The following is an 11,005-nucleotide window of genomic DNA, read 5'->3' on the forward strand; positions in this document are numbered from 1 at the left end:
CATGATGTTCCTGCTCGCCGTCGTGCTCGTGGCGGTGCGCTACGGGCGCGGCCCGGCGGTGCTGGCCGCCTTCCTGAGCGTGGCCGCCTTCGATTTCCTGTACGTGCCGCCACGCTTCACCTTCAGCGTCAACGATGCGCAATACCTCGTGACGTTCGCGGTGATGCTGGTGGTGGCGCTCGTCATCGGCCAGATGACGGCCGGCCTTAAGTTCCAGGCGCGTGTGGCCACCCTGCGCGAGGAGCGCGTCAGCGCGCTTTACGAGATGTCGCGCGACCTATCCGGCGCCTTGATGCCCGAACAGATCGCCGACATCGCCAGCCGATTCCTTCGCTCCGAATTCGACGCGCGCGGCGCGCTGCTGGTGGCCGATCTCGGCAATCGGCTGGCGCCGCCAGTGGCGATGCCCGACATGCCCGAAGGCGTCGACCAGGACGTGGCGCAGTGGGCATACGACCATGGCGAGGCGGCGGGGCATGGCACCAACACCTTGCCGGCGTCGCCGATGCTCTACCTGCCCCTGAAGGCGCCGATGCGCGTGCGCGGCATCCTCGCCATCGAGCCCAGGAATCCGGCGCGGCTCGCGGGTCCCGAGCAGCGGCGGCTGCTCGACACCTGCGCTTCGCTGCTGGCGATTTCGCTGGAGCGCATCCACTATGTCGACGTCGCGCAGGACACCACGCTGCAGATGGAGTCCGAGCGCCTGCGCAATTCGCTGCTGGCCGCCATCTCGCACGACCTGCGCACGCCGCTGTCGGCGTTGGTCGGCATGGCCGAATCGCTGCAGATGACCGTACCACCGCCGACCCCGCAGCACGCTCGCATCGCCGAATCCATTCGCGCGGCGGCGCTTCGCATGAGCGCGCTCGTCAACAACCTGCTCGACATGGCGCGACTGCAGTCAGGCCATGTCCAGCTCAACCTTCAATGGCTGCCGCTGGAGGAAGTGGTTGGCAGCGCGCTGAAGGCCCTCGGCCCGGCGATCGACTCGCGGCGCGTGCGGGTGACGCTGCCGGACGATCTGCCACTGGTGCACGCGGATGCGGTGCTGCTGGAGCGCGTGCTGTGGAATCTGCTCGAGAACGCGGTGAAGTACACGCAGCCAGACACGCCGATCGAAATCAGCGCCGCGGCCTCCAGCGACAAGGTGAAGGTCGTGATCGATGACCACGGACCCGGCCTGCCGAGAAACCGGGAGGAGTCGATCTTCCAGATGTTCGAGCGTGGCCGCAAGGAAAGTGCGACCGCAGGCGTCGGCCTGGGTCTCGCGATCTGCCGCGCGATCGTGCAAGCGCATGGCGGCACGATTCGCGGCGAAACGCGGCCGGATGGCGGCGCGCGCTTCGTCTTCGAGCTGCCGCGTGGCGAGCCGCCGCAAGTTCTCTCGATCGAGGAGGACGAGACCGAGACGGGAACAACATGAGTGAATCTCGACAAAGGATTCTGGTGGTCGAGGACGAAGCGGAAATTCGCCGGTTCGTGTGCCTGACGCTGGAGCGCGAAGGTGGCTTCGAAGTATTCGAGGCGGACTGCGTCAAGCGCGGCCTCATCGAAGCGGGAACGCGGCGACCGGACTTCGTGGTACTCGATCTCGGCTTGCCCGATGGCGACGGCGTCGACCTGATCCGCGATTTGCGCACCTGGTCCGATGTGCCGATCCTCGTGTTGTCAGCCCGCACGTCGGAAGACGACAAGATCGAAGCACTCGATGCCGGCGCGGACGACTATTTGGTCAAGCCCTTCAGCGCCGGCGAGTTGCTTGCTCGCGTGCGAGCGCACCTGCGCCGCCGCACGTCAACCGCGCGCCCGGGCGAGAGCGCGATCGAGTTCGGCGAGGTGAAGGTGGACCTTGCGCGTCGCACCGTCCAGCGAGCCGGCGAGCCGCTGCACCTGACGCCCATCGAGTACCGGTTGCTGACCCATCTGACGGCGCATCCCCATTGCGTGATCACCCATCGACAACTCCTGAGGTCGGTGTGGGGCCCGAGCCATGCGCAGGACACGCACTATCTGCGTGTCTACATGGGCCAGTTGCGAAAGAAGATCGAGATTGACCCCGCGCAGCCTCGACACCTGCTGACGGAAACCGGGATCGGATACCGGTTCGTTCCTTGATTCGCGCGACGGAAGCAGCCGGTCGCGACAGACGGCTTCTGGCCGCCAGCGTGAGGTCGAGGCGCAGCCAGGAAGCTGACTTCCAAATCTAGGGCAGCTCCCAGCCGAAGACAGCTGACGGTGGTCTCAATGGAAAGCCGGGCCCGGCCAGGAGCGGACATTGAATACGCTCGAGGCTGGACATCATCGGATTACTGCGCAGAGGCGACCCAGCCCCGGAAGGACAAGGCCGCATAGAACTGTTCAACGTCCACAAACCCGGCTGCTCGCAGCAGGTCTTCCTCCTCTGCGGGGGTGAGCATCGGAAGGCGTTCGGTCATCAGCTTGCCTGCGGCCGCGGCGCTCGCCTGATCCGCCGGCGTTCCAGCTGCGAACGCCGCGGACCGGCTCATCCAGCGCTCGGCGCGCCCTTCGGGCGGCGAGTGGTGGGCCACCACCAGCCGCGCGCCGGGCTTCAGTCGAAGATGGATCGCCTGCAGCGTCCGCAGGCGTTCACTGCGCTCCAGGAAGTGCAGCACGAGCAGGCAGGTTGCGCCGTCGAATCGCTCGGCGGGCGCCTGACTGACCGTCCCTTCGATGAGCTGCACGCGCTCCGCAAAGGGCGCGATGGCCTCGCGCGCCAGATCCAGCATGGCGGGCGAAGGATCCACGCCAGTGAAACGCCAGCCGGGCCTCGCCGTGGCGAGCGACACGAGTTCGAGCCCGCCGCCCGCGCCGACGACGAGAACACGGGCTGCATCAGGCGACTGCTCTCCCAGCAGCAGCGAGGTCATGCGATGGAGATCGGCCAATCCGGGCGCCTTGCGGGGTGTCTCGGTCGCGTAGGACGCCACGGCCAACCGGTTCGTGAAGGCGGAGTGCCTATCCTGCATTCACAAGGCCTCAGACGTACAAGGCGAACGAGGCTTGCGCTGCGGTTCGACTGCAGCGTCAAACATGCGAAACCGCCGCAAGCGAACGGCCGCTGGCGGCGAACCGACGATGAAAGTCGCGCGCCAGTTCGGCGAGCGTGATGGATCCCAAGCGTGAGAGCAGCGCGCCCTCCGCGTCGCGGTAGGCCTGCTCCAGCGCAGAGTTGACTGCCTGCTCTACCAGGCAGCCCGGGCTTTCCTCGCGATGCCCCACAGCCAGCAGATCCGGGGCGCCCACAGCCTCGTGTACGTCGCGCAGCGTGATGTGCTCCAGCGAACAGGACAGAACCCATCCGCCGCCATGCCCCTTGGCCGAGGCAACGAACCCGGCGTCGCGTAGACCGGCCATAAGTCGGCGGACCACGACGGGGTTCGTCTGCATGGCCCGGGCAAGCCACGCAGAGGTCGCTGGCTGGCCCAGCTCCGCCATGTGTAGCAGGCAGTGGAGGACGCCCGACAGGCGGCCGTCGCGTTTCATGTAACTAGTATAGCTACATGAAATGACCATCCATGACCCGGGGGGGGTCCGGCGATGGTCTGACCGGATCGTGCGCACAGGCGCGGACAGGCGTTCGCAACGTTGTAGTGCCCTCACACGGCGAGTGTCTGCAGTGGGGCGGCTTGTTGAGTTCGCCCGAAATGGAAGCGGCCATCCGACGACATCGCGTTGCGGGCACGTGGCACGTGTTCGGCAACGTGCGGGGCCAGCGCTACACGAAGGGAGGATGGAAGGCCACGCTCGCCAAGCTCATGGACGAATGCGAGCGAGAAGCCGCCGCACGGCACATGCCGTTTCGCAAGTTCAGCCTGCAAGACTGTCGCCCCAAAGGTGTGAGCGACAAGCTCGAGCGCGGCGATCTAGACGTCGTTGACGCAGCGATGCACAGCTCCGAGCGTATGGTGCGGCAGGTCTATGACCGCAGGCACGTTCGCGAGGCCAAGCCGGCCAGGTAGATCACTTCACTGAAAGAGCAGGTGGCCCTTCGTGAGCGTCGCGCCCGACTTGGTTAGCGCAGTTCATATTCCAAACTTTGGAATATGAAAGCAAAAACGCCACCCGGTCGGGTGGCGTAAGTGCTTGATTTAATTGGCGGAGTGGACGGGGCTCGAACCCGCGACCCCCGGCGTGACAGGCCCGTACCAGAAGCGAGCAATCGTGCGGTCTGGAGGCTCATTCTGAATTCCAAACTTCGCTTGATTTCAGCCGACGCTAGCCCGGTGCGATTGAGGCATATTCCAAAAAGGCCGGTTCCCGATTCCACCATGACGCTGCTCCGGACGAGCCCTGCCGTGTGAAGGCAAGTGACGACATTGGCGCGACGCGTCTCCGAGGGAAAAGACCGCCGCATCGACCCAAAATGCCCTGCTGTCCGACCATGATCTACACCGGAATTTACACCGGGCGTCCGGCCGCGACGGCCGGCCCCGGAGGCTCTGCCTCGTAGCCGCCGACTACTACCCCGGTAACGCGGACTCACTCGACAAGCGGATTAGGAGTCCGCATCCTGCAACGAGTGTTGGCGCGGGTTTGAGGGCTGTTCGTGGGAACGACTGCCTGCTTTTCGAGCATGCAGCGGCGCGTGTTCGCGGCGGCCCCATCCCGCAGTCGGCCATTGCGATGAGGCCCGGCATCAACGGCTTGGTTCGTCCCTTTGCCACGTCACACCAGCCATTGATTTCACAAGGGGTCGGGCCGTGCGTTCCAAGTCTTCTGGACGAGCCAGACGACGCGACTGGCAGCTTGCTTCAGCCACGAAGCATCACTCTCGACCCTGAGCTGAACTTGATGGCCTCGAACTCATGGCCCACAAGCAGCCGCTCGAAGCCTCATTGAACGTATCCGCGTGAGTTTGCGAGAAGGCTGCATGCGTGCCGGGTCGTGCCCTGCTCGATCTGCAACGTACAGTGGTGCACCGCGAAGCGCTGGTCGAGGGTCTGCGCGATGCCGTCGAGCACTCGATCGCCGGGATGGCCGTCCGGCATCACCAGATGAACCGTCAGTGCACTCTCCGACGTGCTCATGCCCCAGATGTGCAGGTCATGTATGTCGGTCACCCAAGGGAGTTCGCGCAGGTAAGCGGCGACGGCGGGCAGATCGATGTGCGGGGGCACGGCGTTCAATGCCAGATGCAGCGACTCACGCAACAGCCCCCAGGTGCCGGCCACGATGACGGCCACGATGATCAGACTGACGAGCGGGTCGAGCCACAGCCAACCGGTGAACAGCATGACCAGGCCGGAGAGCACCACACCAAGCGACACCGCCGCATCGGCCGCCATGTGCATATAGGCGCCGCGGATGTTGAGATCGCCCGCACTTCCCTTCACGAACATCCAGGCCGACAGGCCGTTGACGACGATGCCGATGGTCGCGACCGCCATGACCGTCACGCTCGCCACCGCGGGCGGCTGCGACACGCGCTGCGCCGCCTCCCAGCCGATGGCACCACAGGCCACGAGCAGGAGCACGGCATTGGCCAGCGCAGCCAGGATCGAAGAGCTGCGCAGCCCATAGGTGAAGCGCTCACTGTGTGAGCGGCGCCCGACAACGACGGCCGCCCACGCCAGGACCAAACCCAGCACGTCCGACAGGTTGTGGCCCGCGTCGGCCATCAACGCGGTCGAGCTGGCTGCGAAGCCATAGCCGAACTCGACCGCAACGAAGATCGAGTTCAGCGCGATGGCGACGACGAACGCGCACCCCTGCGTGCTCGGGCGTACATGGTGGTGATGACCGCCGGTGCCACCGTGGCTGCCGTGGTGATCGTGGTTGTGCGCCGCTCGATGCGCGCCGACGTTCGGCACGTCGTGCGTGCTCCCATGAACGTAGTGGTCATGGGCATGGTCATGGGTCGTCGGCATCGGAACCTCAGGACAACAGGCGGCTCAACGCGTCGGGGTGCACCGCCCAACCGAACAGGCCGGAAAGCCCCATCAGCACGCCGAAGGAGATGGGCACCCACGATACCCAGTACATCCACCATAGCTTCGTGAGTGCCGTGACGGCCAGCAGCGCGATGGCAATGGCCAGCGCCGCATCGGACAGGTCGAACTGATCGTCCCGGTAGTTCAGCCGATCGTAGGTCGTCTGGTCATTGGCGGACTGCAACTGGAGCTCCCGCTTCTTCTGGGCCTCACTGGCGGCCTTCGCGTCGTTCTTGGCGATCGCTTCGTCATAGGCGGCCGCTTGCTGCGCCGGGGCCGCAGCTTTGGCAAGGCGCAGCTGGAGCGCCGAGGCTTCGGCCACGTCCTGCCGGATGTTCCGGGCCTGATAAAAGTTCCAATGATCCAACTTGTCCGCCTGGGCCTGCTGCATGGCTTGGACGATGTTGTCGTCCTTGACCTTGCAGATGCCCATGAAGGTGGCCAACACCGACACGGTGATCGCCACCAGCGTGTTGAGCCGCGCGCTGCTGCGATCGGCCTTCTCCTCGTCGGTGCTGATGATTTCTCTTGGATCGATGTCCATGCGCGATTCTTGCGAGTGTCGAGGCGGGGGCGTGAAGGCACTCGCCTCGGACGTGCTGCAATCAGCCGCCGCAGGTTCGCGCCTGAACTCCTACAGGTACTTAGTGATGGCCTTGAATTCGCGGATGGTGTCGCCGGCACTGTGCCTGCCTTCGCGCACGGCGCGCTCCAGGCAATGGTCGATGTGGTCGTGCACGAGCGTCTTCTTCGCATTGGCGATCGCGCTTTCCACGGCCTGCAACTGCTGCGCGATGTCCAGGCACTCGCGGCCTTCTTCCAGCATCGCGACGATGCTGCGCAGATGCCCCTCGGCGCGTCTCAGGCGCTTGACGATGGCGAGGTGGGTGGGGCGCTGTGGCATTGTCACAATCCTGTGGGGGAGGATAGGATAGCATGCGGTGTCCCCCAAACACGCAGTGCGTCGGCCATCGGCGCCAAGATCAAGAAAGCCGGACATGCGCGCGAAGACGCTGTACCTGGCCGCAGCCGCCGTCCTCGGCATGGCGAGCGCCCGGGCCGCCGAGGACTTGAACGCGAAGTTCCAGTCGACCTTCATCTGGCAGGCCAAGCCGGCCTTGCGCTCGCCCTACGAGGGCGAGCACAGCCTGCGCGGCGAGTCCGAGAAGAGCTATTCCTTCACCGCCACCGCGGCATTCGGGTTTCGCCTGGGCGCCCATACCGAGGCCTACTTCGATCCTGAGATCTCGCAGGGCGTGCCGCTGTCCGGGCTCTTCGGCCTGGCCGGCTTCACCAACGGCGAGATGGCCCGCACGTCCGGTTCCAATCCCACGCTGTACCGTGCGCGCCTGTTCGTGCGCCACGTGATCGCGCTGGGCGACGAGACGGAAGAGGTCGAGTCGGCGCTGAACCAGCTGGCCGGCCCCTATGCCAAGCGTCGCCTCACGCTCACGGCGGGCAACGTCTCGGTGCTCGACCTGTTCGATGCCAACCAGTACGACCACGATCCCCGAACCCAGTTCATCAACTGGACGGTGATGACGCACGGTGCCTACGACTTCGCCGCCGACGCACGCGGCTACACCTGGGGCGTCGCGGCCGAATACCAGGGCGACGGCTGGGCGCTGCGCGCCGGGCGATTCATCCAGCCGAAGGAGCCGAACCAGCTGCCGCTGGACCCGCGCATCCTGCGCCACTACGGCGACCAGTTCGAGGTGGAGCGCAACTACGACCTGGGCGGCGGCCGCCCTGGGATCGTGCGCCTCCTGGCGTACCGCAATCGGGCGGTCATGGCCCGCTACGACGATACTCTGGCGTCGGCCGATTCGAGCGGCTTGCCGCCGTTGCTGGACGTGGCACGTCGGACCGAGCAGACCAAGGTGGGCGTCGGCCTCAACCTCGAGCAGTCCTTAGGCAAACAGATGGGCGCTTTCCTGCGCGCGATGTGGGCCGACGGTCAAACCGAAACCTATGCCTTTACCGAAGCGGACCGCTCGCTGTCCTTGGGGCTGTCCGTCAAGGGCGCGGGCTGGGGCCGCGGGGGCGACGCGCTCGGCCTCGCAAGCGCGACGAACGTCCTCTCGCCCCCGCACCGGCAGGTCCTCGAGCGCGGCGGCTCGACGTTCTTCCTTGGCGACGGCCGCTTGAACTACGCGCCGGAACGCATCGTGGAGGCGTACTACGCGCTCAAGCTTGCCGAGCCGGTGACCCTGTCGCTCGACCTGCAGCGCATCTGGAACCCCGGCTACAACGCCGACCGGGGCCCGGCCTCGTTCGTCGCGCTGCGCGCTCACGTCGAGTTCTGAGCCGCATGAAGACCACGGCACCCCAGCTTGCAGTCAAGACCGAACCGCGTGCCTTTGGGTGGGTCGATGGCGTCGTGCTCGTCGCGCTGCTCGGACTGCTATGGAGCGCGCTGCACTTCGGGCGCGGCATGCTGGTGCATTTCGACCCTGCGGCGATGCCCGGCATCGACGCCTCGCCCGCGGCCATTCCGTACTACGCCGGTCGGACGCTGCTGCGGATGTGGATCGCGTTCGCCTTCTCGCTCGTCTTTGCGATCGGCACCGGCTACCTGGCCGCCAAGAGCCCGCGAGCGCGGGCCTTCATCCTGCCGGCGCTCGACGTGCTGCAATCGGTGCCGGTGCTGGGCTTCCTTTCAGCCACGGTGACGGGGTTCATGGGGCTGTTTCCTGGCAGCCTGCTGGGCGTGGAGTGCGCGTCGATCTTCGCCATCTTCACCGGCCAGGTGTGGAACATGGCTTTCGGCTTCTACCACTCGATGGTCACGATCCCGACCGACATGCAGGAAGCGGCATCGACGTACGGTCTGACGCGCTGGCAGCGCTTCCGCACGGTCGAGTTGCCGGCCTCGGCGCACAGCCTCATCTGGAACTCGATGATGTCCTTCGGCGGCGGCTGGTTCTTCGTCGCGCAGAGCGAGGCGATCAGCGTGATGAACAAGGACATCAAGCTGCCCGGCCTGGGCTCGTACATGGCGCAGGCCATCGAGCGTGGCGACAACAGCGCGGCTTTCTGGGCGGTGATGGCGATGCTGGCGCTCATCGTCGCGAGCGACCAGTTGGTCTGGCGGCCGCTGTTGGCCTGGGCAGATCGTTTCAAGATCGAGCTGACGGAGTCAGCCTCTCCGCCCGCGTCATGGGTCTATGACCTGGTACGCGGCGCGTACCTGTTCACATGGGTCGACGAGAAGCTGGGCCAACCGCTGGCCGACGCGCTCCGGCGCGCCATACCGGGGGCTGGTGTCGATCCGCGCCGCCGCGGGTTCGTGCTAGGCAAGTGGTTCTGGCGCGCTCTCGGATCCGCGGCAGCTCTCTGGGTCGCCTGCGAAGTCCTGCTCGGTCTGTGGGCGGGACTCGAGACGCTGCGCGGTGCGCTGTCGTGGGGCCTGTTCGGCCACATCGTCGGGCTGGGCTTCCTCACGGCGCTGCGGGTGGTCGCGATGACGGTGTTGGCGACGCTCTTGTGGACGCCAGTGGGCGTTTGGATCGGGTTGCATCCGAAGTTCGCCCGCTTCGCACAGCCGCTGACCCAGATTGGCGCCTCGTTCCCCGTCAACATGACGTTCCCCATCGTGGTGGGAATCTTCGTGGCCGCTCACGTCAGCCTGAACTGGGGCAGCATCCTGCTGATCGCGATGGGCACGCAGTGGTACATCCTGTTCAACGTGATTGCCGGCGCCATGGCCATTCCGAATGACCTGAAGGAGGCCGCCCGGATGTACGGCCTGCGGAGATGGGACCTCTGGCGCACGCTGTTCCTGCCAGCGATCTTCCCGTTCTGGGTCACGGGCGCCTGCACCGCGGCAGGCGGCGCCTGGAACGCGAGCATCGTGGCCGAACTGGCCGCCTGGGGCTCGACCACGCTGAAGGCGGACGGTCTGGGCGCCTACATCGCGGAAGTGACCAAGAGCGGCGAGACGCCGCTGATCATCGTCTCGATTGCCGTGATGTCGCTTTTTGTCGTGACCATGAACAAGCTGATCTGGCGGCGGCTGTACGCCTTCGCCGAGCAGCGTTTTCGACTGGATTGAGCATGACCACCTCTGTGATGGACGACAAGGAAGCGTCCCCCATCGCACAGCTGTGTGCGGTGACCAAGGCCTACACGATCGCCGGCGGCCACGAGCTGAAGGTGCTCGACAACATCGACCTGGCGGTCAACCCCGGCGAGTTCCTGGCCCTGCTGGGTCAGTCGGGCTCCGGGAAATCGACGATCCTGCGCTGCCTCACCGGTCTCATCGAGCCCACGGGCGGACGCGTGCTGACCAACGGCAAGCCACTGAACGACGTGAACCGGGACGCGTCCGTCGTGTTCCAGACATTCGCGCTCTATCCCTGGCTGACGGTGGAGCAGAACGTCGCCGTCGGGCTGATGTCGCGCAATGTGACGCGGGCCGAGCGCGACGCCGCGGTCGCCCACGCCATCGACGTGATCGGGCTGGGCAACTACCACGCGGCGTTTCCGCGCGAGTTGTCGGGCGGCATGCGCCAGCGCGTGGGCATTGCGCGCGCGCTGGTGTCGAGCCCCAAGCTGCTGTGCCTTGACGAAGCGTTCAGCGCGCTGGATGTTCTGACGGCGGAGAACCTGCGTCAGGAGCTGATCAGCCTGTGGCGCCCCCCCGGCAGCGGGCTGAGCGCCGTGTTCATGGTGACCCACAACATCGAGGAGGCGGTGGAGATGGCCACTCGTATCGTGGTGGTGTTTCCTCGTCCCGGGCGCATCGGCCTGGTGCTGGAGAACACGCTGCCCTATCCTCGCGACGCCAAGCACCCGGAATTCCAGCGCCTTGTCAGCGTCATCCACGAAACGATCACGACGCTGACGCTACCCGACCTGCCGCCGGAGGTGCCGGTGGCCGGCCAGCCCGTCTCGCGCGCTCGCTCGCGCATGGAGTCGATCCCGCTGGTGCCCGTAGGTCAGATCCTCGGCCTGCTCAGCATCCTGAACGATGCACCAGAGCTGTCGAACATCTATGACATCTCCGACGAAATCGGACGCGAGTTCGGCGAAACGATCGCCATCGTGAGGGC

11 protein-coding genes are annotated in these 11,005 nt (G+C 65.8%); 6 read left to right on the top strand and 5 right to left on the bottom strand.

Annotated elements, in window-relative coordinates:
• Both VJ693_RS06560 and kdpE read left to right on the top strand, forming a co-directional pair.
• On the top strand, nt 1-1,423 hold a 1,423-nt coding region (locus VJ693_RS06560; RefSeq protein WP_324152712.1), incomplete at its 5' end, for an ATP-binding protein.
• On the top strand, nt 1,420-2,115 hold the full coding sequence (gene kdpE, locus VJ693_RS06565) for a two-component system response regulator KdpE (RefSeq protein ID WP_324152713.1): 696 nt from the start codon (nt 1,420-1,422) through the stop codon (nt 2,113-2,115). The genes VJ693_RS06560 and kdpE, both read left to right, overlap by 4 nt.
• 191 nt (nt 2,116-2,306) lie before the next feature.
• On the opposite strand, the gene VJ693_RS06570 is transcribed toward kdpE, so the two are convergent.
• Both VJ693_RS06570 and VJ693_RS06575 read right to left on the bottom strand, forming a co-directional pair.
• On the bottom strand, nt 2,307-2,888 hold the full coding sequence (locus tag VJ693_RS06570) for a class I SAM-dependent methyltransferase (RefSeq protein WP_324152714.1): 582 nt from the start codon (nt 2,886-2,888) through the stop codon (nt 2,307-2,309).
• Nucleotides 2,889-3,045: 157 nt separating this feature from the next.
• A complete protein-coding gene (locus VJ693_RS06575) occupies nt 3,046-3,504 on the bottom strand; it encodes an Rrf2 family transcriptional regulator (RefSeq protein WP_324152715.1) in 459 nt (152 codons plus the stop codon).
• Nucleotides 3,505-3,665: 161 nt separating this feature from the next.
• Here VJ693_RS06575 and VJ693_RS06580 point away from each other — a divergent pair, with 161 nt between their 5' ends.
• Nucleotides 3,666-3,980: a hypothetical protein gene (locus VJ693_RS06580; RefSeq protein WP_324152716.1), complete on the top strand. Its 315-nt coding sequence runs from the start codon at nt 3,666-3,668 to the stop codon at nt 3,978-3,980.
• Between the two features lie 873 nt (nt 3,981-4,853).
• On the opposite strand, the gene VJ693_RS06585 is transcribed toward VJ693_RS06580, so the two are convergent.
• The 3 genes from VJ693_RS06585 to VJ693_RS06595 all read right to left on the bottom strand — a co-directional run bounded on the left by VJ693_RS06585 (nt 4,854) and on the right by VJ693_RS06595 (nt 6,855).
• The gene (locus tag VJ693_RS06585; protein ID WP_324152717.1) at nt 4,854-5,888 is read right to left on the bottom strand and encodes a cation diffusion facilitator family transporter; all 1,035 of its coding nucleotides are present in this window, start codon (nt 5,886-5,888) and stop codon (nt 4,854-4,856) included.
• Nucleotides 5,889-5,895: 7 nt separating this feature from the next.
• A complete protein-coding gene (locus tag VJ693_RS06590; protein WP_324152718.1) occupies nt 5,896-6,495 on the bottom strand; it encodes a DUF4337 domain-containing protein in 600 nt (199 codons plus the stop codon).
• Between the two features lie 90 nt (nt 6,496-6,585).
• Entirely contained in the window at nt 6,586-6,855 is a 270-nt protein-coding gene (locus tag VJ693_RS06595; RefSeq protein ID WP_324152719.1) for a metal-sensing transcriptional repressor, read from the bottom strand.
• Nucleotides 6,856-6,949: 94 nt separating this feature from the next.
• On the opposite strand from VJ693_RS06595, the gene VJ693_RS06600 reads away from it, so the two are divergent.
• The 3 genes from VJ693_RS06600 to VJ693_RS06610 form a co-directional block, all read left to right on the top strand.
• Nucleotides 6,950-8,257, top strand: a complete 1,308-nt coding sequence (locus tag VJ693_RS06600) for a carbohydrate porin (protein WP_324152720.1) — start codon at nt 6,950-6,952, stop codon at nt 8,255-8,257.
• Between the two features lie 5 nt (nt 8,258-8,262).
• Entirely contained in the window at nt 8,263-10,005 is a 1,743-nt protein-coding gene (locus VJ693_RS06605; RefSeq protein ID WP_324152721.1) for an ABC transporter permease, read from the top strand.
• A gap of 2 nt (nt 10,006-10,007) precedes the next feature.
• Nucleotides 10,008-11,005, top strand: a 998-nt coding sequence (locus VJ693_RS06610; protein ID WP_324152722.1) for an ABC transporter ATP-binding protein, incomplete at its 3' end; no start/stop codon positions are given.

The organism is Ideonella sp. (assembly GCF_035254525.1).
GTDB lineage: Bacteria > Pseudomonadota > Gammaproteobacteria > Burkholderiales > Burkholderiaceae_C > Ideonella.